We start from the raw sequence: 19367 nt of genomic DNA on the forward strand, positions 1-19367 counted from the left end.
AGGGGCCTCTCTATAATCGTCGGTTGATCTAGAAAAAGCCCCCCGACGAGCCCCCGTTATTGAGGACGCCATGAGCGCAGACCCGCACTACCAGGCCACAGAAGAAGCCCATACCGGCCCCATCAAGAACCCGAAGCAACTGCTGCTCGCGGTATTTTTCTCCTTCATTGCACCGATCCTGATCATCGTGGGTCTTGTGGCCTACGTGGTCTCGGGCACCAAGCCCGCCGGCACTGCGGAGGGCGACAACATGTCGCTCTACGGCGTGTCGAAGGAATCGCGCGACAAGGAAGTGGCCGACCGCCTCAAGAAGGTCGGCGCCATCGAGATCCGCGACGCCAACCGCCCGCTGGCCGCTGGCGAGGCCGTCTTCAAGGCCCAGTGCATTGCCTGTCACGGCGCGCCCGGCATTCCCGGCGCACCGCATTACAGCGACGCTGCAGCCTGGGGCCCCCGCATCGGCCAGGGCTACGCCACGCTGCTGGAACATGCGCTCAAGGGCAAGGGCGCCATGCCTCCCCAGGGCGGCGGCGACTTCGAAGACCTCGAGATCGGCCGCGCGGTGGTCTACATGGCCAACGCCGGCGGCGCCAAGTTCCCGGTGCCCGAGCGTCCGGCCGCCGCAGCGCCCGCAGAAGGCGCTTCGGGTGCGGCGCCCGCCGCATCGGCGCCTGCTGCCGCAGCTTCGACGGCTGCCGCCCCTGCCAAGTAATCTCTGCTTCGCTCCAAAGAAAAAGCCGGCTCGATGCCGGCTTTTTTGTGCGCGATCAGTGTCCTGGACTATTGTTTTGATAGCGCCGCAGCGGCGCCCGCATGGCGCTCCGCCGGGCTCATGACGTGGCCAAAGCGCTGCGGCAGTTCGCTGGCCTGCACCGCCTCGGGTGTCCACAGCCCCTGCTCGATGGCTTCGGCCGCGATCCCCACGTCCTGCGTGTGCACCAGCCCGAGCCCGATCGGTGCGACCAGATAGAGCCGCCCGGCCTCGTCGAGCAGGCAGCCTGAGACATCGACCGCTTGGCCGGTATGGGCCGTCACGCTGAATTTGCCGCCGCCTTCGTCGGCCACGCGCCAGACCAGCGGCGCAGCCTCCAGCTCGACATACACGCGCTGCGGCCCGTTCTGGAAGAACCACTGCCCTTCGTCGTCGTGCTCGTAGTTGCGATGGATGAAGTCGATCAGCTTGTCGTGTCGCAGCATCGAGCCCTTGGCCTGCAGGAAAGGCCCCTGGGCCTGGGTGCGGTCGTCGCGCATGTACCAGTTGCCGCGCGCATCGAGCCCCAGCCAGCCGTAGCAATGCGGCACGTTGGGCCATTTGGCGAGCGCCTGTTTGACGATGTCGTCCATGAATTCATTCTCCTGCCGGTTGCGGCGCCGAGGCGTCAGCCAAAGCGCCGCCATGCACCTGCAGCCAGTTGCCGACGCGCTCCGGCATCCCGCGCACATGCCCCGGCGGCAGCCCCAGCGGAAAGCCGACGTGCCCGCCGTGCGCCGGCTGCCACAGCGTGACATGCCGCCCGACCTCGCCCGGCCCCGGAAGACTGCGGGCCGGAATGAACGGATCGTTGAGCGCGTTCACCACCAGCGTGGGCACGCGGATCTGGCTCAGGTGCGGCTTGGACGAGCCCCGCGCCCAGTAGTCGTCGGCATTGCGAAAGCCATGCAGCGGCGCGGTGAACACGTCATCGAAGGTGTAGAGGTCGCGCGCGGCCAGCAGCCGGTCTCGGTCGAACAGGCCCGGGAACTGCGCCAGCTTGGCCATCGCCTTGGGCTTCATGGTCGCGAGGAACATGCGCGTGTAGACCAGCCTGTTGAAGCCCCGGCCGATCGCCTCGCCGCCCGCGGCCAGGTCGAGCGGCGCGCAGACCGAGGCCACCGCACTGACCGATTCGCGCGCCGTGTCGCCCGCCTCGCAAGCCCAGCGCAGCAATGCGTTGCCGCCGAGGGAGACGCCCGCGGCGAGCACCGGGCCGCCGCCACGCAGCGTGTGCTGCGCGTGCATGCGCCGCAGGATCCAGCCGATTTCTTCGTAGTCACCCGAGTGGTAGGCGCGCGGCGCGAGGTTCAGCTCGCCGCTGCAGCCACGGAAATGCGGCACCGCGAAAGCCATGCCACGCTCGGCCGCAAATGCCGCGAAGGCCTCCGCGTAGTGGCTGCGCGACGAGCCTTCGAGCCCATGGAACAGCACCAGCAGCGGCCGCGGACCCGGCAGTGGCGCATCGATGAAATCGACATCGATGAAGTCGCCGTCGGGCGCGTTCCAGCGCTCGCGACGGTACGCGGGCGCGGTGCCGTCGAAGCGGCGCGCATAGAGCGCGGCCCAGATGGTCTGCAGGTTGCCGCCGGGCAGCCAGCGCGGCGCCGCGTAGTCCATCGACGATCGAAGAGAGGAAGAAGAAGAATCGGCAGAAGACATCAATGCAGGGTCTGGGGCGGATCGTTCGCGTCGTCCGGCTCGCGCGCGCTGCCCGGGCTCGCATGGTGCGCCACCATGCGCCAGCCCTGCGCGGTCTTGTGATAGACGTTGGTGGCCAGCACGAAGGCATGGCGCGGACCTTCGGCGGTGAGCACCTCGATGCGCTCGAGCACGTTGTGCACCGCGCTCGCGAGCGACTCGATCTTGCGCACCCGCGCCGGCATGGCGTGGATCGCGCCGTTACCGAACATCTGCTCGAACGCCGCGCGAATCGCGATGCTGCCCACCAGCCGCGGACCGCCGGGATGGACGCAGAACACCTCGTCCTCGTCGGCCCAGCAGGCCATCAACGCGTCGATGTCGCCGCGCTGCAGCGCTTCGTAGAAAGCCGCCTCGACATCGTCTGCGGTGCCGCCGATGGCCGCGGCGGTGCGGTGTGGGGTCTTGGGCATGGCGTGATTTTGCCGCGCCGTTCGTGACGCCGACGCTGCACCGCTTTGGTCCGGCCCGCACCGCGTCGCCGCAATTTTTCCGGTTCGTCTGCTCCACTTTGGACCATGTGGTCAAAACCGAAGCATCGAAAAACCGTAACCTGTTGATCTGAAACGACTTATCCGACTGGCACGCGCCATGCATAGGGCTCTTCAACCTCGCAACAGGAGCCCTTCATGAACGTCGGCATCTTCATTCCCATCGGCAACAACGGCTGGCTGCTTTCCGAGAACGCACCGCAGTACAAGCCCAGTTTCGCGCTCAACAAGGAGATCACGCTGAAGGCCGAGCACTACGGTGTCGACTTCGCGCTGTCGATGATCAAGCTGCGCGGCTTCGGCGGCAAGACCGAGTTCTGGGACCACAACCTCGAGTCCTTCACGCTCATGGCCGGGCTCGCCGCGGTCACGACGAAGATCAAGCTCTTCGCCACCGCCGCCTCGCTGGTGATGCCCCCGGCCATCGTCGCGCGCATGGCCTCGACCATCGACTCGATCTCCGGCGGCCGCTTCGGCCTGAACCTCGTCACCGGCTGGCAGCGGCCCGAGTATTCGCAGATGGGCATGTGGCCCGGCGACCAGTTCTTCGGCACGCGCTACCAGTACCTCTCCGAATACATCCAGGTGCTGCGCGACCTCTGGGGCACCGGCAAGTCCGACTTCAAGGGCGAGCACTTCCAGATGGACGACTGCCGCCTGAGCCCGCAACCGCAGGCCGACATGAAGGTGATCTGCGCGGGCCAGAGCGATGCGGGCATGGACTTCTCCGCCAAGTACGCCGACTACAACTTCTGCTTCGGCAAGGGCGTGAACACGCCCAAGGCCTTTGCGCCCGCGGCGGAAAAACTCATCGAGGCCGCGCGCAAGACCGGCCGTCACGTCACCACCTACGTGCTGATGATGGTGATCGCCGACGAAACCGACGAGGCCGCACGCGCCAAGTGGGAGCACTACAAGGCGGGTGCCGATCACGAGGCCATCGCTTGGCTCGGGCAGCAGGGCGCGGCCGACACCAAGTCGGGCGCCGACACCAACGTGCGCCAGATGGCCGACCCGACTTCGGCCGTGAACATCAACATGGGCACGCTGGTCGGCTCCTACGAAACCGTCGCGCGCCTGCTCGACGAAGTGGCCGAGGTGCCCGGCACCGAAGGCGTGCTGCTGACCTTCGACGACTTCGTGCAGGGTGTCGAAGCCTTCGGCGAGCGCATCCAGCCGCTGATGAAGAGCCGCGCGCATGTGCAGAGCCCCGTGCCCTCGCAGGTCGAGCCCGAGCGCCTTGCGGCCTGAAGAGGAGATGCGCATGACCACGCCGAAGAACACCACGCTCACATCGACCACGCCCGTCGGCGCGCCGCGCCTGCCCGGAGCACCTGCGCCGCTGGTGCTCCCTGCCAGGCCCGAGCCGCTGGCACTGCACGCCACCGACTCCGCACTCATCGTCGTCGACATGCAGAACGCCTACGCCTCACTCGGCGGCTATGTCGACTCGGCCGGTTTCGACATCTCGGGCGCACAGGGCACCATCGCCAACATCGCGCGCACCATCGCCGCCGCACGCGCGGCCGGCATGCTGGTCGTGTTCCTGCAGAACGGCTGGGACGCCGCGTACGTGGAAGCCGGCGGCCCCGGCTCGCCCAACTGGCACAAGTCGAACGCGCTCAAGACCATGCGCGCCAGGCCCGAGCTGCAGGGCAAGTTCCTCGCCAAGGGCGGCTGGGACTACGAACTCATCGACCAGATGAAGCCGCAGGCCGGCGACATCGTGGTGCCCAAGACGCGCTACAGCGGCTTCTTCAACAGCACGCTCGACAGCACCCTGCGCGCACGCGGCATCCGCCATCTCGTGTTCACCGGCATCGCCACCAACGTGTGCGTCGAATCGACGCTGCGCGATGCCTTTCATCTCGAATATTTCGCCGTGATGCTCGAAGACGCGACGCACGAACTGGGTGGCGCGGCCATCCAGAAAGCCTCGGTCTACAACGTCGAGACCTTCTTCGGATGGGTCTCCACGGTCGATCAGTTCTGCAGCACCTTCGCGCCGCAAGCCGCCCTTCGACCCGCAACGGCCGAAGCGGCCATCGCCTGATTCATTTTTCAAGGAGTTCCCGAATGCCCAAGCAAGCCATCATCCCGCCCGGCACCGGCGTGCCGCTCGCCCCCTACGTCCCGGGCACGCTCGCCGACGGCGTTCTCTATGTGTCGGGCACGCTGCCCTTCGACAAGGACAACAACGTGGTTCATGTCGGCGATGCGAGCGCGCAGGCGCGCCACGTGCTCACCACCATCCAGGGCGTGGTCGAGGCCGCGGGCGGCACCATGGACGACGTGACCTTCAACCAGATCATGCTCAAGGACTGGGCCGACTACGCGAAGATCAACGCGGTCTACGCGGAGTTCTTTCCCGGCACCAAGCCCGCGCGCTACTGCATCCAGTGCGGCCTCGTGAAGCCCGATGCACTGATCGAAATTGCATCGATCGCGCACGTCGGCAAGAAGGCCTGAGCCTCATGACCGCGCTGCACCACGAAGTGCACGGGCCGTCGGATGCAGCGGCCACCGTGCTGCTGTCGTCGGGCCTCGGCGGCTCGGCCAACTTCTGGCAACCGCAGCTCGGCGCGCTGATCGAGGCCGGCCATCGCGTCATCGTCTACGACCAGCGCGGCACGGGTCGCAGCCCCGAGGCATTGCCCGCCGACTACGCCATCGCCGACATGGCGCTCGACGTCATCGAGATCCTCGATGCCACCGACACGGCAAGGTGCCACTTCGTGGGCCATGCGCTCGGCGGACTGGTCGGCCTGCAGCTCGCGCTCGATGCGCCCGACTGCGTGGCGAGCCTGGTGCTCGTCAACGCATGGGCCAAGCCGAACCCGCATTCGGCGCGCTGCTTCGATGCGCGGCTCGCGCTGCTCGGCGCGCTCGGTCCGCGCGCGTATGTGGAAGCACAGCCGATCTTCCTGTACCCCGCCGCGTGGTGCGCCGAGCATGCGCAGCGCGTGGCCGACGAAGTCGATCACGCCTTCACGCATTTCCCCGGCGAAGCCAACATGCGCGCGCGCATCGCAGCGCTGCGTGCATTCGACATCGATGCGCGCCTTGCCGACATCACCGTGCCAACGCTCATTGCAGCCGCCAAGGACGACGTGCTCGTCCCCTGGACCTGTTCGCAACGCCTGGCCGACGGCCTGCACGACGTCACGCTCGACTTCATGCCGCACGGCGGCCATGCACACAGCGTGACCGAGGCCGCCGTCTTCAACCGCAGCCTGCTCGACTTTCTCTCGCGGGTCAGCACACCCGCCGTTCCCGCATGACCTCCTCGCAGATCCTCGAAGAAGCCGCTCTGGCACTTCTCTTCACCCGCGCGCGCAGCCACAACGGCTGGACCGGCGAGCCCGTGTCCGATGCCCAGCTGCAGCGCATCTACACGCTGGCCAGCCTGGGGCCGACCTCGGCCAACTGCTCGCCCGCGCGCTTCGTGTTCGTGCGCACGCCCGAAGGCAAGCAGCGCCTGGCGCCCGCGCTTTCCAAAGGCAACCTCGACAAGACCATGAGCGCGCCGGTCACGGTCATCGCCGCATGGGACCGCAAGTTCTACGACAAGCTCCCCACGCTGTTCCCGCATGCCGATGCGCGCAGCTGGTTCACCGGCAGCCCCGAGGCCGCGCACGAAACCGCCTTCCGCAATGCCAGCCTGCAGGCGGGCTACCTGCTGCTCGCCGCGCGCGCCGTGGGGCTGGACGCCGGCCCGATGTCGGGCTTCGACAAGGCGAAGGTCGATGCCGCCTTCTTCGAAGGCACAGACTGGACCGCCAACTTCCTCATCAACCTCGGCCATGGCGATGCGTCGAAGGTGTTCGGCCGCCTGCCGCGCCTGGCCTTCGACGAAGCCTGCACGCTGGCCTGAATCTTCAGGAGCCTCCCATGCTGAACGCCATTGCATCCCCCGTCCCGCCGAGCGGCCTGCTGCCGGCGTTGCCCAAGGCTGACTACCGCAACGCGATGGCGCGATTGGGTGCGGCAGTCAACATCATCACGACCGACGGCCCCGCGGGCCGCGCTGGCTTCACCGCTTCGGCGGTGTGCAGCGTGACCGACGAGCCGCCGATGCTGCTCGTGTGTCTGAACCGCTCGGCCTCGGTGTACCCCGCGTTCACGGCCAACGGCGTGCTCTGCGTGAACGTGCTGGCCGCGGGCCACCAGACGCTCTCGGGCCTGTTCGGCGGCAAGACACCGATGGACGAACGCTTCGCCGCCGGCCGCTGGAGCCGCAAGGCCACCGGCTCGCCGGTGCTCGACGATGCGGCAGCGTCGTTCGACTGTCGCGTGGTGAGCGCCACCAGTGCCGGCACGCACGATGTGCTGTTCTGCGAAGCGGTGGCCATTGCGATTGGCGGTGCGGCGCAGAGCCTCATCTACTTCGACCGGCGCTATCACGAGATCGCCGCACCGCCGCACTGAATCAACGCACGGTGATGCCCTGGAGAACGATGCGCTGCACGTTCTCCACCGTCTGCTCGAAGAACGCCGCATCGTCCAGCGTGTGCCCCGACAGCGCATGCACCTGCACACCGAAATCGGCGTAGTGCTGCGTGATCGCCCACAGCGCGAAGATCAGGTGATGCGGGTCGACCGGTGCAAGCTTGCCGGCCTCCACCCAGGCGCGAATCACCTCCGATTTGCGCTCCACCAGCGTGCGCAGTTCGCGGTCGAGTTCATCGCGCAGCAATGGCGCGCCCTGGATCATTTCAAGACAGAACAGGCGCGACGCATCGGGTCGGTCGCGCGAGATCACGAGCTTGCGGCGGATGTAGTCGCCAATGGCTTCGCTGGGGTCCTGCTCGGCACTGAAGCCGCGCAGCGGTTCGAGCCACAGCGCGAGCAGGTCACGCAGCACGTTGACGTACAGCTCTTCCTTGTTCGCGAAGTAATAGAGCAAGTTGCTCTTGGACACATCGGCGCGCGCCGCCACCTGGTCGATCGACGTGCCGTGCAACCCGAAGCGCGAGAACAACCCCAGCGCCGCACCGAGGATCGCGCTGCGCTTGTCCTCGATCTGGCGTAGGCGCCGGCTCACGGCGGAGGCGCTGCGCACCGCGGGTTTCGCGCGCTTGCGCGCCGGGCTCTTGTCGGTGCTGCTGGCTGCGGCCAGCGCCTTGGTCTTCGGCATCTTCCCTCGCTCTTCGTCTATGGATTGCAGGTTCTCTGAACGGCGCACCACTGTAAGGCCGCGGTGCATCGCGTTGCGCCACGGCGGCCCTCAGGCCCTCGCGGCGCGCACCATGCTGACGCGACAAATGCGATTTGTCCATTTGGTCCAACTGGCACAGACGTTGCATGGCGAAAGGCATGCCAAGCATGAGGACCCGCCCATGACCCTGCTGTCCGTACCCATCATCGATCTCGCGCCCTACTTCGCCGGCACCGCCGAGGGCAAGGCAGATGTCGCCAGGAAAGTCGACGAGGCCTGCCGCAGCATCGGCTTCCTGGTCATCACCAACCACGGCATACCGGCCGAGCTGGTGTCGCGCGTCTCATCGCTCTCGCGCGAATTCTTCAACATGCCGCTGGCGGAAAAACGCAAGGTCGACCGTCCGCGCGAAGACGCGGTGCGCGGCTACAGCGCGGTCGGCGAAGAGGGCCTGTCATACAGCCTGGAAGAAGCGGCGCCCGGTGACCTGAAGGAGTCGTTCTCCATCGGCCCATCGAACGTGCCCGACGACGACTACCACCACGGCCCCGCCGCCGGCCCGCACTTCGAGCCCAACAGCTGGCCACCCATCGAGGGCTTTCGCGAAGCCTACGAAGGCTACTTCGAGGCGATGAGCGATCTCTCGCGTTCGCTGATGCGCATCTTCGCGCTCGGCCTCGAGCTGCCCGAGACATTCTTCGACGACAAGATCGACGAGCACATCAGCATGTTCCGCGTGCTCAGCTATCCGCCGCAGCGCGAAGCGCCCTTGCCGGGCCAGCTGCGCGCGGGCGCGCACAGCGACTACGGCAGCCTCACGATCGTGCTGCCCGACGACAAGGGCCTGCAGGTCTTCAACAAGGCCGGCCAGTGGGTCGACGTGCCGCAGGTCGAGGGCGGCATGGTCGTCAACATCGCCGATCTCATGATGCAGTGGACCAACGACCTGTGGGTGTCCACGCTGCACCGCGTGGTCAATCCGCCCTTCGAGGTGGCGAGCACCAACCGCCGCCAGTCGCTGGTGTTCTTTCACCAGCCCAACTACGACGCGATGGTCGAGTGCCTGCCCAGTTGCCTCGCGCCGGGCGAAGCGCCCAAGTACGCGCCCATTTCGTCGGGCGACCACCTCACCTCGAAGTTCGTGAAGCAGACGACCTTCGGCGGTACCAAGGCGACGGCCTGAACTGGAACACGGCATGGCCCATCTCTCCTACGTCAACGTGTTCGCCAAGGACGTGGTCGCTCTCAGCGGTTTCTACCAGCGCGTGTTCGGCTTCCCCGAGATCGAGGCGATCCGCTCGCCGATCTTCCGGGGCCTGGACACCGGCAAGTCGAGCCTGGGCTTCAACGCGCTCGATGCCTACGAGCTGCTGCACCTGGCCGAGTTCTCCGACACGCGCGGCGTGAAGTTCCTGCTGAACATCGACGTCGACAGCCAGGCCGATGTCGACCGCATGGTGCCCGTCGCGCTCGAGGCCGGCGCCACACTGGTGAAGCCGCCCTATGTCACCTACTACAACTGGTACCAGTCCGTGCTGCTGGACCCCGAGGGCAACGTGTTCCGCATCAACTTCATGATGTGACGCGCGCGACCTCTCTCCCTTTTCTTCCGTCCCACTTCCTGCTTCCCATGAAAGGTCGCTCCATGCTGCGCACACCCACCACCGGCTTTCTCGGCCTTGCACTGACGCTCGCAGCCGGCGGCGCGTTGTTCACGCTGCCCGCGGTGGCGGCCGACGGCTTCACGCTCAAGGACAAGCCGAAGATCGCGATGCTCTACTTCGGTCCGAAGAACGACGGCGGCTGGACGCAGGCCTTCGACGAAGCCCGCGTGAAGATCGAAAAGGAAATCGGCCAGAAGATCCAGTTCGTCGAGAACGTGCCCGAGGACGCCTCGGCCATCAAGCCCGCGGCCGAGAAGTTCATCCAGCGCGGGGCCAACATCGTGATCGGCACGGCCTTCGGTTATTCCGACAGCTTCAAGGACCTGGCCGCCAAGTACCCCGACGTGGCCTTCCTCAACGGCTCGGGCACCACCAACGGCACCAACCTCGAATCGTTCTACGGCCGCACCTACGAGAGCCAGTACCTGTGCGGCATGGCCGCCGGCGCGGCGTCGAAGACCGGCAAGCTCGGCTTCGTCGCGGCCAACCCCTTCGGCGTGGTGAACTGGACCATCAACGCCTTCGCGCTCGGGGCGCAGAAGATGAACCCCAATGCCACCGTCAACGTGATCTACACCGGCGCGTGGAACGACCCCATCAAGGAACGCGCCGCCGCCGCCGCGCTGATCGACCAGGGCGCCGACGTTATCGGCCAGCACGTCGACAGCCCCACGCCGCAGATCGTCGCGCAGGAGCGGGGCGTGTACGGCACAGGCCACCACCGCGACCTGCGCCAGTTCGCGCCCAAGGCCACGCTGTGTTCGTCGGTGTGGGTGTGGGACCGCTTCCTCGTGCCTGAACTGAAAAAGGTGATGGCCGGCGGCTGGAAGCCCGCGCCATACGGCGCCTTCATCGAGATGAAGGACGGCGGCACCGACATCGCGGGCTTCGGCCCCGCGGTGCCCAAGGACAAGGCCGCGGCGATCACTGCAGAGCGCGAAGCCATCCTGAAGGGCAAGCAGATCTACGCGGGCCCGCTCGCCGACCGCGACGGCAAGGAGCGCGTGGCCAAGGGCGCGGTGCTGTCCGATGCCGACCTCTGGAAGATGGACTGGTTCGTCAAGGGCGTGGTGACGCAGAAGTAAACGAGAAAGACCGGCATGCCCAACGCGCTGGAACTCACCGGCATCCGCAAGACCTTCGACGGTTTCGCGGCGCTGACCGACGCCCACTTCGCCGCGCGCTGGGGCGAGGTGCATGCGCTGCTCGGCGAGAACGGCGCGGGCAAGTCGTCGCTGATGAACATCGCGGCCGGACTCTATGCGCCCGAGGCGGGGCAACTGCTGGTCGACGACAACGTGGTGCGCCTTGCCGGTCCGCGCGATGCGGCGAAGCACCGCATCGGCATGGTCCACCAGCATTTCAAGCTGGTGCGGCCGTTCACGGTGGCGCAGAACATCCTGCTCACCGCGCCGCCGCCGGCCGAGTTCCAGAGCCATGGGGAACGGCTGCGCGAGATCTCGCGCGACATCCGCAACAAGGCATCGGAGCTGGGCTTCGACATCGATCCTTCGAAACGCATCGACGCGCTTTCGATTGCGGAGCAGCAGCGCGTCGAAATTCTCAAGGTGCTGCTCGCGGGGGCCCGCATCCTGATCCTCGATGAACCCACTGCGGTGCTGACCGACCAGGAAGCCGCACGCCTGTTGCAGACAGTGCAAGGGCTTGCGCGGAGCGGATCTGCCGTGGTGCTGGTCACGCACAAGATGGCGGACGTGAAAACCTACGCCGACCGCGTGACGGTGATGCGCGGCGGTCGCACGGTGGCGACGCTGGAGCCCAGTGCAACATCAGTGAGTGAACTCGTGAAGCTCACGGTGGGTGAATCCATTGCCGCGCCTTCGTCACGAACGGCCAAGGCGCCGCGCGGTGCAGTGCGGCTGTCGGTGCGCGGGCTGCGCTCGTCGGCATCGCCGCAGGGCCTGCGCGTGCTCGACGGCGTGGACCTCGAACTGCACGCCGGCGAAATCTATGGCCTTGCCGGGGTAGGCGGCAACGGCCAGAGCGAACTGGCGGGCGCCATCATGGGCCTGCCCGATGCCGGCGGCAGCCTCGAAGGCGAGATCCATCTGGAAGGGCATGGCAATCTCAAGACCATGCCAGCGCCGGCGCGCCGCAACCTCGGCATTGCCGCGATCCCGGCCGACCGCTACGGCCTTGCGCTCGCAGGCGGCCTGTCGGTGGCCGAGAACTACGCCATCGGCCGCGTGCACAGCGGCCGATACGGCCCCGTCTGGCATCTGCGCCGCAACCGGATCCAGAGCGACACCCAGGAGGCCGTGCGCGCCTTCGACGTGCAGGGCGTGCGCTCGGTCGAACAGAAGGCCGCGCTGCTCTCCGGTGGCAACGCGCAGAAGCTGGTGCTGGCGCGCGAATTCGGCAAGTCGCCAACGCTGGTGCTCGCGCACAGCCCGAGCCGCGGACTCGACGTGCGTGCCAGCGCCGAGGTGCATGCGCGCCTGCGCGCCGCGCGCGACGGCGGCGCCGCGGTGCTGCTGATCAGCGAAGACCTCGACGAGGTGCTGCAGCTGGCCGACCGCGTGGGCGTGATGACGCGTGGACGCATTGCCGGCGAGTTCGCGCAACCGGCCGCCCGGCAGGCCATCGGACAGGCGATGGTGGACCATGGCTGACGCCTCGCTCGCCGCCATGGCGCATCCCGCTCTCACCGACATGAAAACGCCCGAACCCGTGCGCACGCACCAGCCCCTCGCCAGTCGCCGTTACACGCTAGAGATCCGCCAGCACATGGCCTGGCGCTGGCAGGCGCTGATCCTCGGGATCGCGCTGCTGGTCGGCCTTGCGATCTCGGCCGCCATCCTCGTGGCCGCGGGCGTGCCCGCCGACGAACTCGCCAACGAGTTCGTGATGCAGACCTTCTTCGACGGACAGAATTTCCGCGCCGTACTGTTCCAGGCCGCGCCGATGATCCTCGTGGGCCTTGCGGGCTCCATGGCCTTCCGAGCGCGCTTCTGGAACCTCGGACTCGAGGGCCAGATGATCTGGGGCGCCATCGGCGCGACCGCCGTCTCGATGTGGCAGATCGGCCCCGACAACCTGCGCCTGCCGCTGATGTTCGTCGCGGCCATCGGCTGCGGGCTGCTGTGGGTGCTCGGCCCCGCATGGCTCAAGCTGAAGCTGGGCGTGAACGAGATCATCTCGACGCTGATGCTCAACTACATGGCGGCCAACTTCCTGCTGCACCTGGTGTACGGCGGCTGGAAGGACCCGAAGGACAACTTCCCCTACTCGCCGCAGTTCCGCGCCTTCGAGCGGCTGCCCGAGCTGGGCGCGGGCGTAGGCAGCGCGATCCTGCTCGCGGGCATCGTCGCGCTGCTGGCGTGGTGGCTGGTGGGCGTGAGTCGCGCCGGGCTCTATCTGCGTTTTGTCGACGCGAACCCGCGCGTGGCGCATGCGGCCGGCGTGCCGGTGCGCCGCACCATCTATGGCGCCGTGCTGCTGTCGGGCGCGATGGCGGGGCTCGCCGGTTTTGCGGTGGTCGCGGGGCAGGAGGGGCGGCTCACGCAGGCCTTCTACCAGGGCTATGGCTTCTCGGGCATCCTGATCGCGTTCCTTGCGCGCAACAACCCGCTGGCCGCCACCGTAGTGGCGCTGCTGGTGGCTGCGCTGTTCGTCACAGGCCGCAGCCTGCAGGTGTTCTACCAGGTGCCGTTCTCGATGGTGCAGCTGATCCAGGCGGTGATCGTGATCTGCGTGGCGTCGAGCGATTTCTTCATCCGCCACCGGCTGCGCCGCGTGGGCAGGGAGGCGGTGGCATGAGTGGCGGTGTGGTTCTCAACTGGCTTGCCAGCACCCCCGACTTCGCGGTGCCCTATGCGCTCGCGGCACTCGGGCTCATCATCTGCGAGCGCGCGGGCGTGCTCTCGCTCGGCGCCGAGGGGCTGATGCTGGTCGGCGCGCTGGCCGGCATCGGCGCGCAACTGGCGCTTGGCCAGCCAGCGGTGTCGCTGGTGCTGGCGATGCTCGCGGCCAGCCTCGTCTCGGTGCTGTTCGCCGTGATGGTGATCTGGCTGCGCGTGAACCAGGTGATCGCCGGGCTGGCGCTGGTGTTCTTCTGCCAGGGACTCACCGCGCTGGTCGGCTCGATGGCCGACTGGACCAATCACGCCACCGAAGGCATCGGCACGATGGCGCTGTGGCCGCTGTCGCTGCTGCCGGGTGTGGGCAGGCTGTTCGAGCAGAACGCGATGGTGTGGCTCACGCTGCCGATCTTCGGTGCCGTCGCCTGGTTCTTCGCGCGCACCTCCACCGGCCTGCGCCTGCGCGCGGTGGGCGAGAACCCGCAGGCGGCCGACGCCGCCGGCATCCGCGTCACGGCATGGCGTTTCGCCGCCGTGCTCGCAGGCTCCGCGCTGGTGGGTCTGGCGGGCGCCTACATCTCGGTGGTCAGCACCAAGCTGTGGATCGCAGGCATGACTGGCGGACGCGGCTGGATCGCGGTGGGCCTCGTGATCTTCGCGCGCTGGTCGCCGTGGAAGGCGCTCGCGGGCGCGATGCTGTTCGGCTGCATCGAGGCGCTGATCCCGCAGTTGGCCGCCGCCGGCGTCCAGCTGCCGCAGTACTTCGTGATGATGACGCCGTATGCCGTGACGCTCGGCGTGATGATCTGGGTCGCGCTCGGCAAGCGCAGCGGCGACGACGAGCCCGGTGCGCTGGGGCAGCCCTACGTGAGAGAGGAACGGCGATGAAGGCCTGGGTCTACAACGAGGAGCGCGAGCTCGACACGGCGCAGTTCGCCGACTACCTCGATCCGGCCACCACCGCGGTGCTCTCGATCGACATGCACCGTGGCCACCTGGACGACAGCCCCGACTGCCCCTGCCCCGCGCCGCGTGCGCGCGACGTGGTGGCGCCCATCGACGGCTTCCATGACGAGGCACGCGCGCTGGGCGTGCGCATCGTGCACATCAAGTCGGTGCTGCGGCCCGATGGCGTGGATGACATCCACGGCATTCCGGCCGCCTGGCGTCGCACCTTTCCGCTGCACGTGGGCGCGATTCCCAACGCCGACGCGCATGCCCTCGAAGGCTCGCGCTGGACCGAGTGGGTCACGCGCGTCGAGCCCGGCGACATGCGCGTGGAAAACAAGCGCCGGCTGTCGGGCTTCTACCCGACCGACCTCGACTTCCTGCTGCGCAACCAGCGCATCCAGACGGTGGTGCTCGACGGCGGCTTCACCGATTGCTGCGTGCTCAACACCGCCTTCGATGCCAACAACCACAACTACCGCGTGATCGTGCTGCGCGACCTGGTGCGCGGCACCGACGCGCACCTGGAGAGCGCCGCGCTCGCCATGGTGTCGCTGCACCTGGGGCTGGTGGTCGATTCGGCGGAGATGCTGCGCCAGTGGCGCGGGTGATGCGTCAGCTCAGCCAGCGCTGCGCCACTGACTGCATCTGCTGACCCTGCGAGGCCTCCCACACCATCTCCGGCGCGGCCACGTGCACGCCCGGCGGTGCGATGCGCAATGCGACATCGACCAGCTCGGCCACCTTGGACGCGCGCACCGGCTGTTCGCTGCTGGGCACCATGAAGCGCACGACCGACAGCATCCAGGCGGCGAGCCGCTCGGCGGGGTTGGCGAACTTTGCATTGAGCGGCTTGCGCGCCGAGCGCACGAGGATCACGCGGTCGAAGCCGTTGGCGACCACCGACTGCTCGTCCAGGCTCGCGAGCCCGCGCTTGAGCGCCTCGGGCAACTTGCCCTGGTCGTGCGGCTGCACGATGGCCAGCGTCTGCACGCCGCAGGCGCGCAGCCATTTCGCAAGCTCGGGCAGGTCGGAAGGCTGCGGCACCCACAGCGCGCGCTCGCGGTCGTGGTAAAGCCGCGGCGGATCGAAAGCAATGACCGCGGTGTCGGCCGAGGTCAGCGGCCATTGCGCGATCGGCAGGTCCGGGCTCAGGTACGTCTCGACGCCGCGAAGTCCGTCGCGGATCGGCTCGCGCGACAGCACGCGGGCATGGGCAAAACGATGGCGGCCGGCCAGCTTTCGCAACAGCTCCTGCCCCAGGGCGCCTGTCGCGCCCGCGATCAGCAAGGTGCCGGCGTTCGCCGCAGTGACGGGCGATACCGCGCGGTTCGCGGCCTGCAGTGCCTGTAGGGGATCGAGGGTCATGGAGCCACCTATGCTACCTTCCGCTTCTTCTGCGGAGGCAATGCAAATGATGATGAAGCGCTGGCTCTTGATTCTCGCGGCGGTCGTGTCCCTGAGCGGATGCGGCTACAACCAGTTCCAGTCCCTCGACGAGGCCAGCAAATCGGCCTGGAGCGAGGTGCTCAACCAGTACCAGCGGCGCGCCGACCTCGTGCCCAACATCGTGGCCACCGTCAAGGGCGAGGCCAGCTTCGAGCAGGACACGCTCACCAAGGTGATCGAGGCGCGCGCCAAGGCCACCTCGATCCAGGTGACGCCCGAGACGCTCAACAACCCCGAGGCCTTCAACAAGTTCCAGCAGGCGCAGGGCGAACTCTCCTCGGCCCTGTCGCGGCTGATGGTGGTGTCGGAGCGCTACCCCGAGCTCAAGGCCAACCAGGCCTTCCGCGACCTGCGCGTCACGCTCGAAGGCACCGAGAACCGCATCACCGTGGCGCGCAACCGCTACATCGAGAGCGTGCAGGAGTACAACGTGCTCGCGCGCAGCTTCCCCACCAACATCACGGCCAAGATCTTCAGCTACGCGCCCAAGCCCAACTTCTCGGTGCAGAACGAAGCGCAGATCTCGACGCCGCCCACGGTCGACTTCAGCGCACCGAAGAAGTAAGCCGCGCCGATGGTTGCAGCCCTGATCCGCCGCGCGCTGGCTGCAGTCTTCGTCGCAGCGCTGACATGGGTCGCCTTGCCCGCGCTGGCGCAGGGCCTGCTGCCGGTGCCCGCGCTCACCGCGCGCGTCATCGACCAGACCGGCACGCTCGACGCCGCGCAGCGCTCGGGCCTCGAGACCAAGCTCGCGGCCTTCGAGCAGCGCAAGGGCTCGCAGATCGTGGTGCTGATGGTGCCAACCACCCAACCCGAAGACATCGCCAGCTACGCGCAGCGCGTGGGCGACGCCTGGAAGATCGGCCGCAAGGATGTGGGCGACGGCCTCCTGGTGATCGTCGCCAAGGACGATCGCAAGATGCGCATCGCCACGGCCAAGGCGCTCGAAGGCGCGGTGCCCGACCTCGCGGCGGTGCGCATCATCGACGAGGAGATGAAGCCGCGCTTTCGCAACAACGACTTCGCGGGCGGCCTGAATGCGGCGGTGGACCGGCTCATCGGCCTGGTCGACGGCGAGCCGCTGCCCGAGCCTTCGCGCAACAGCGGCGGCGGTAGTTCGGGCAGCGACTTCGACTGGGAGAACCTCGCGATCTTCCTGTTCGTCGGCGTCTTCGTCGGCGCGCCGATCGTGCGCGCCATCCTGGGCAAGACGCTGGGCTCGGTCGTCATGGGCGGGGGCATCGGCGCGGTGGCGTTCTTCCTCACGACCAGCACGGTCATCGCGGTGATCGCCGGGCTGATCGCGCTCATGGTCTCGCTGTTCTCGGGCCTCGCCGGGTTCGGTGGTGGTCGCGGTGGCGGCGGCGGTGGTGGCTGGAGCAGCGGCGGTGGCGGCGGCGGTGGTGGCTGGAGCAGCGGCGGTGGCGGCGGATGGAGCGGTGGCGGCGGAGGCGGAGGCGGCGGCTTCAGTTCCGGTGGCGGTGGCAATTTCGGCGGCGGCGGCGCTTCGGGAGACTGGTGAACATGGCAACGGCAACTGCAGAACCCACGCTCTTCTCGAAGCTCGGCCGCATCTGGCGCCATCGGTGGACCGACGAAGCCGCGGTGCGCCGCGTGCTGCCCAACGACGCGATGGAACGGCTCGCCAGCCGCGTGGCCGCGAGCGAACGGCGCCACAGCGGCGAAGTCCGCATCTGCGTCGAAGCGGGCCTGCCGATGTCGTACCTCTGGCGCCATGCGCCGCCGAGGGAACGCGCCGTCACGCTGTTCGGCAAGCTGCGCGTGTGGGACACCGAGCACAACAACGGGGTCTTGATCTACCTGCTGCTGGCCGAGCACGCGATCGAGATCGTGGCGGACCGCGGGATCGACTCGCGCGTGGACGATGCCGAATGGGCCGCGATGACACAGCGCATGGGCACGGCGTTCCGCGAAGGCCGCTTCGAGGACGGGCTCACGCAGGCGCTGGAAGAAATGTCGGCCCTGCTGGTTGCGCACTTTCCGTTGGCCGAGGACGAGGCCGACACCAACGAGCTGCCGGACGAGCCGGTGGTGCTCTGACTTTCTCCCTCCCCTTCCGGGGAGGGCCGGGGTGGGGGCAAGCGGCGTAGCCATCGAGCGCTCTGCCTGCCCCCATCCCAGCCTTCCCCCAGAGGGGGAAGGAGCCAAACCCTTCAGTCCACCGGCGGCAACGCCCACACGGTCTCGCCACCCACCGCATAGAAGCGCCGCTCCGGCGCCGGCTCCATCAGCCAGCCGCCCGTGAACTCGCCGAAGGCGGGCAGCACGGCCTGCCGCGCGTCGCTCACGAAACAGGGCAGCCGCACGCTGTCGCGCCCCGGCCCGTAGAGCCGGCACACCGGATGCAGGTGCCCCGCGAGCACGAAGTGCGTGGCATGCGATTGCGGATGGTGACAGCAGGCGAACGGGCCGAGCAGGAAGGGCTCGTCGACCACTTCGATGCCGAGCGCCGCCGGCGGATCGCCCGCGCGGCTGTCGTGGTTGCCGCGCACCAGCGTCATCGCGATGTCCGCGTGCGTGGCGCGCCAGGCTTCGAGCGCGGCCAGCACCTGCGGCGTCCGGGCCTGCGCCGCGTGCAGGAAATCGCCGAGAAAGACGATGTGCCCGGGCGCATGCGCAGCGATCAAGGCATCGAGCCGCGCGAGGTTCTGCTGCGTGGTGCCACCCGGCACCGGCTGGCCCAGCGCGCGATAGGTCGCGGCCTTGCCGATGTGCAGGTCGGCGATGAACAGCACGCGCCCGCCGGGCCACCAGAGCGCACGCTCGGGCAGCAGGTGCAGCAGCTCGCCGGCCCATTGGACGGCGAGCGCAGACGCGGTAAGGTGCCGGGAAGTCACAGCCGGGGAGTGTCGCAAATGACGCGCAGGCCGGCGGCCATCTTGCAATTCAACCGCGCGAGCCCCAGTTCTTCCGTATGACCGAATCGCCCCCGAAGCTCATCGTCTGCCCGCACTGCCACACCACCAACCGCGTGCGCGCGGAGCAGCTGGGCAGCGCGCCCGATTGCGGCAGTTGCCACAAGGCGCTGTTCGCCGGCCACTCGACCGCGCTGCCCGACGAAAAGACCTTCGATCGCCACATCGCGCGCAACGAGATCCCGGTGCTGGTCGACTTCTGGGCCCCGTGGTGCGGCCCCTGCCGCCAGATGGCGCCGGGCTACGAGCAGGCCGCGGCCCAGCTCGAACCCCATGTGCGCCTGGCCAAGGTCGACACCGAGGCCGTGCCCGCGCTCGGCGCGCGCTTCAACATCCGCAGCATCCCGACGCTGGCGCTCTTTCGCGGCGGTCGCGAGGTGGCACGTCAGGCCGGCGCGATGGGCGCGGCGGACATCGTGCGGTGGGTGAAGGCGCACGGCGGCTGATC

General features: G+C 67.9%; 24 protein-coding genes. 18 read left to right on the forward strand and 6 right to left on the reverse strand.

Annotated elements, in window-relative coordinates; genetic code table 11:
* The first annotated feature begins 70 nt into the window (after nt 1-70).
* Nucleotides 71-712 carry a c-type cytochrome gene (locus tag GNX71_RS30530; RefSeq protein WP_206175883.1) on the forward strand — a complete coding sequence of 214 codons (642 nt, stop codon included), beginning with the start codon at nt 71-73 and terminating at the stop codon, nt 710-712.
* 68 nt (nt 713-780) lie between these two features.
* Here the strand turns inward: GNX71_RS30530 and GNX71_RS30535 are convergent, their stop codons facing one another.
* The 3 genes from GNX71_RS30535 to GNX71_RS30545 are packed head-to-tail and all read right to left on the reverse strand — an operon-like array spanning nt 781 to nt 2865.
* On the reverse strand, nt 781-1344 hold the full coding sequence (locus tag GNX71_RS30535; protein ID WP_206175884.1) for a DUF2946 family protein: 564 nt from the start codon (nt 1342-1344) through the stop codon (nt 781-783).
* Between the two features lie 4 nt (nt 1345-1348).
* Nucleotides 1349-2371, reverse strand: coding sequence for an alpha/beta fold hydrolase (locus GNX71_RS30540; RefSeq protein ID WP_206179776.1), 1023 nt, complete (start codon nt 2369-2371; stop codon nt 1349-1351).
* A 41-nt stretch (nt 2372-2412) separates the two neighbouring features.
* The gene (locus tag GNX71_RS30545; RefSeq protein ID WP_042577575.1) at nt 2413-2865 is read right to left on the reverse strand and encodes a nuclear transport factor 2 family protein; all 453 of its coding nucleotides are present in this window, start codon (nt 2863-2865) and stop codon (nt 2413-2415) included.
* Nucleotides 2866-3081: 216 nt separating this feature from the next.
* Here GNX71_RS30545 and rutA point away from each other — a divergent pair, with 216 nt between their 5' ends.
* From rutA to rutF, 6 genes are read left to right on the forward strand one after another with little or no spacing between them, the layout of a single operon-like run.
* Entirely contained in the window at nt 3082-4194 is a 1113-nt protein-coding gene (gene rutA / locus GNX71_RS30550; protein WP_206175885.1) for a pyrimidine utilization protein A, read from the forward strand.
* A gap of 13 nt (nt 4195-4207) precedes the next feature.
* Nucleotides 4208-4996 (forward strand): pyrimidine utilization protein B, encoded by a 789-nt coding sequence (rutB, locus tag GNX71_RS30555; protein WP_241027093.1) that lies wholly within the window; start codon nt 4208-4210, stop codon nt 4994-4996.
* A gap of 23 nt (nt 4997-5019) precedes the next feature.
* A complete protein-coding gene (gene rutC / locus GNX71_RS30560) occupies nt 5020-5412 on the forward strand; it encodes a pyrimidine utilization protein C (RefSeq protein ID WP_042577573.1) in 393 nt (130 codons plus the stop codon).
* Between the two features lie 5 nt (nt 5413-5417).
* The gene (gene rutD, locus GNX71_RS30565; RefSeq protein WP_206175886.1) at nt 5418-6224 is read left to right on the forward strand and encodes a pyrimidine utilization protein D; all 807 of its coding nucleotides are present in this window, start codon (nt 5418-5420) and stop codon (nt 6222-6224) included.
* Nucleotides 6221-6817: a malonic semialdehyde reductase gene (locus GNX71_RS30570; protein ID WP_206175887.1), complete on the forward strand. Its 597-nt coding sequence runs from the start codon at nt 6221-6223 to the stop codon at nt 6815-6817. Before rutD ends, GNX71_RS30570 begins: the two co-directional genes overlap by 4 nt.
* Nucleotides 6818-6834: 17 nt before the next feature.
* Nucleotides 6835-7371: an NADH-dependent FMN reductase RutF gene (gene rutF, locus GNX71_RS30575; protein ID WP_206175888.1), complete on the forward strand. Its 537-nt coding sequence runs from the start codon at nt 6835-6837 to the stop codon at nt 7369-7371.
* Between the two features lies 1 nt (nt 7372).
* On the opposite strand, the gene rutR is transcribed toward rutF, so the two are convergent.
* Nucleotides 7373-8080: an HTH-type transcriptional regulator RutR gene (gene rutR / locus GNX71_RS30580; protein ID WP_206175889.1), complete on the reverse strand. Its 708-nt coding sequence runs from the start codon at nt 8078-8080 to the stop codon at nt 7373-7375.
* Between the two features lie 202 nt (nt 8081-8282).
* On the opposite strand from rutR, the gene GNX71_RS30585 reads away from it, so the two are divergent.
* The 7 genes from GNX71_RS30585 to GNX71_RS30615 all read left to right on the forward strand — a co-directional run bounded on the left by GNX71_RS30585 (nt 8283) and on the right by GNX71_RS30615 (nt 15145).
* Nucleotides 8283-9284, forward strand: coding sequence for an isopenicillin N synthase family oxygenase (locus tag GNX71_RS30585; RefSeq protein WP_206175890.1), 1002 nt, complete (start codon nt 8283-8285; stop codon nt 9282-9284).
* 13 nt (nt 9285-9297) lie between these two features.
* Nucleotides 9298-9684 (forward strand): VOC family protein, encoded by a 387-nt coding sequence (locus GNX71_RS30590; RefSeq protein WP_176661882.1) that lies wholly within the window; start codon nt 9298-9300, stop codon nt 9682-9684.
* 62 nt (nt 9685-9746) lie between these two features.
* A complete protein-coding gene (locus GNX71_RS30595; protein ID WP_206175891.1) occupies nt 9747-10850 on the forward strand; it encodes a BMP family ABC transporter substrate-binding protein in 1104 nt (367 codons plus the stop codon).
* 15 nt (nt 10851-10865) lie between these two features.
* Entirely contained in the window at nt 10866-12398 is a 1533-nt protein-coding gene (locus GNX71_RS30600) for an ABC transporter ATP-binding protein (RefSeq protein ID WP_206175892.1), read from the forward strand.
* On the forward strand, nt 12391-13545 hold the full coding sequence (locus tag GNX71_RS30605) for an ABC transporter permease (RefSeq protein WP_206175893.1): 1155 nt from the start codon (nt 12391-12393) through the stop codon (nt 13543-13545). Before GNX71_RS30600 ends, GNX71_RS30605 begins: the two co-directional genes overlap by 8 nt.
* Nucleotides 13542-14474, forward strand: a complete 933-nt coding sequence (locus GNX71_RS30610; protein WP_206175894.1) for an ABC transporter permease — start codon at nt 13542-13544, stop codon at nt 14472-14474. Before GNX71_RS30605 ends, GNX71_RS30610 begins: the two co-directional genes overlap by 4 nt.
* Nucleotides 14471-15145: an isochorismatase family cysteine hydrolase gene (locus tag GNX71_RS30615; RefSeq protein ID WP_206175895.1), complete on the forward strand. Its 675-nt coding sequence runs from the start codon at nt 14471-14473 to the stop codon at nt 15143-15145. The genes GNX71_RS30610 and GNX71_RS30615 overlap by 4 nt, the downstream gene beginning before the upstream one ends.
* 4 nt (nt 15146-15149) lie before the next feature.
* Here GNX71_RS30615 and GNX71_RS30620 read toward each other — a convergent pair whose 3' ends face one another.
* The gene (locus tag GNX71_RS30620) at nt 15150-15902 is read right to left on the reverse strand and encodes a hypothetical protein (RefSeq protein WP_206175896.1); all 753 of its coding nucleotides are present in this window, start codon (nt 15900-15902) and stop codon (nt 15150-15152) included.
* Nucleotides 15903-15954: 52 nt separating this feature from the next.
* Between GNX71_RS30620 and GNX71_RS30625 the strand changes: the two genes are divergently transcribed.
* From GNX71_RS30625 to GNX71_RS30635, 3 genes are read left to right on the forward strand one after another with little or no spacing between them, the layout of a single operon-like run.
* Nucleotides 15955-16548, forward strand: a complete 594-nt coding sequence (locus tag GNX71_RS30625) for a LemA family protein (RefSeq protein ID WP_206179780.1) — start codon at nt 15955-15957, stop codon at nt 16546-16548.
* Between the two features lie 9 nt (nt 16549-16557).
* The gene (locus GNX71_RS30630) at nt 16558-17505 is read left to right on the forward strand and encodes a TPM domain-containing protein (protein WP_206175897.1); all 948 of its coding nucleotides are present in this window, start codon (nt 16558-16560) and stop codon (nt 17503-17505) included.
* 2 nt (nt 17506-17507) lie between these two features.
* Nucleotides 17508-18044 (forward strand): TPM domain-containing protein, encoded by a 537-nt coding sequence (locus GNX71_RS30635; RefSeq protein WP_206175898.1) that lies wholly within the window; start codon nt 17508-17510, stop codon nt 18042-18044.
* Between the two features lie 113 nt (nt 18045-18157).
* Here GNX71_RS30635 and pdeM read toward each other — a convergent pair whose 3' ends face one another.
* The gene (pdeM, locus tag GNX71_RS30640; RefSeq protein WP_206175899.1) at nt 18158-18841 is read right to left on the reverse strand and encodes a ligase-associated DNA damage response endonuclease PdeM; all 684 of its coding nucleotides are present in this window, start codon (nt 18839-18841) and stop codon (nt 18158-18160) included.
* Nucleotides 18842-18918: 77 nt separating this feature from the next.
* Here pdeM and trxC point away from each other — a divergent pair, with 77 nt between their 5' ends.
* The gene (trxC, locus tag GNX71_RS30645) at nt 18919-19365 is read left to right on the forward strand and encodes a thioredoxin TrxC (protein WP_198788358.1); all 447 of its coding nucleotides are present in this window, start codon (nt 18919-18921) and stop codon (nt 19363-19365) included.
* Nucleotides 19366-19367 lie beyond the last annotated feature (2 nt).

It is taken from the genome of Variovorax sp. RKNM96 (assembly GCF_017161115.1).
GTDB lineage: Bacteria > Pseudomonadota > Gammaproteobacteria > Burkholderiales > Burkholderiaceae_C > Variovorax.

Coding starts and splice junctions, on each gene's coding strand:
- GNX71_RS30530 (WP_206175883.1), top strand. CDS start 71: ATGAGCGCAGACCCGCACTACCAGGCCACAGAAGAAGCCCATACCGGC.
- GNX71_RS30535 (WP_206175884.1), bottom strand. CDS start 1,344: ATGGACGACATCGTCAAACAGGCGCTCGCCAAATGGCCCAACGTGCCG.
- GNX71_RS30540 (WP_206179776.1), bottom strand. CDS start 2,371: ATGGACTACGCGGCGCCGCGCTGGCTGCCCGGCGGCAACCTGCAGACC.
- GNX71_RS30545 (WP_042577575.1), bottom strand. CDS start 2,865: ATGCCCAAGACCCCACACCGCACCGCCGCGGCCATCGGCGGCACCGCA.
- rutA (WP_206175885.1), top strand. CDS start 3,082: ATGAACGTCGGCATCTTCATTCCCATCGGCAACAACGGCTGGCTGCTT.
- rutB (WP_241027093.1), top strand. CDS start 4,208: ATGACCACGCCGAAGAACACCACGCTCACATCGACCACGCCCGTCGGC.
- rutC (WP_042577573.1), top strand. CDS start 5,020: ATGCCCAAGCAAGCCATCATCCCGCCCGGCACCGGCGTGCCGCTCGCC.
- rutD (WP_206175886.1), top strand. CDS start 5,418: ATGACCGCGCTGCACCACGAAGTGCACGGGCCGTCGGATGCAGCGGCC.
- GNX71_RS30570 (WP_206175887.1), top strand. CDS start 6,221: ATGACCTCCTCGCAGATCCTCGAAGAAGCCGCTCTGGCACTTCTCTTC.
- rutF (WP_206175888.1), top strand. CDS start 6,835: ATGCTGAACGCCATTGCATCCCCCGTCCCGCCGAGCGGCCTGCTGCCG.
- rutR (WP_206175889.1), bottom strand. CDS start 8,080: ATGCCGAAGACCAAGGCGCTGGCCGCAGCCAGCAGCACCGACAAGAGC.
- GNX71_RS30585 (WP_206175890.1), top strand. CDS start 8,283: ATGACCCTGCTGTCCGTACCCATCATCGATCTCGCGCCCTACTTCGCC.
- GNX71_RS30590 (WP_176661882.1), top strand. CDS start 9,298: ATGGCCCATCTCTCCTACGTCAACGTGTTCGCCAAGGACGTGGTCGCT.
- GNX71_RS30595 (WP_206175891.1), top strand. CDS start 9,747: ATGCTGCGCACACCCACCACCGGCTTTCTCGGCCTTGCACTGACGCTC.
- GNX71_RS30600 (WP_206175892.1), top strand. CDS start 10,866: ATGCCCAACGCGCTGGAACTCACCGGCATCCGCAAGACCTTCGACGGT.
- GNX71_RS30605 (WP_206175893.1), top strand. CDS start 12,391: ATGGCTGACGCCTCGCTCGCCGCCATGGCGCATCCCGCTCTCACCGAC.
- GNX71_RS30610 (WP_206175894.1), top strand. CDS start 13,542: ATGAGTGGCGGTGTGGTTCTCAACTGGCTTGCCAGCACCCCCGACTTC.
- GNX71_RS30615 (WP_206175895.1), top strand. CDS start 14,471: ATGAAGGCCTGGGTCTACAACGAGGAGCGCGAGCTCGACACGGCGCAG.
- GNX71_RS30620 (WP_206175896.1), bottom strand. CDS start 15,902: ATGACCCTCGATCCCCTACAGGCACTGCAGGCCGCGAACCGCGCGGTA.
- GNX71_RS30625 (WP_206179780.1), top strand. CDS start 15,955: ATGAAGCGCTGGCTCTTGATTCTCGCGGCGGTCGTGTCCCTGAGCGGA.
- GNX71_RS30630 (WP_206175897.1), top strand. CDS start 16,558: ATGGTTGCAGCCCTGATCCGCCGCGCGCTGGCTGCAGTCTTCGTCGCA.
- GNX71_RS30635 (WP_206175898.1), top strand. CDS start 17,508: ATGGCAACGGCAACTGCAGAACCCACGCTCTTCTCGAAGCTCGGCCGC.
- trxC (WP_198788358.1), top strand. CDS start 18,919: ATGACCGAATCGCCCCCGAAGCTCATCGTCTGCCCGCACTGCCACACC.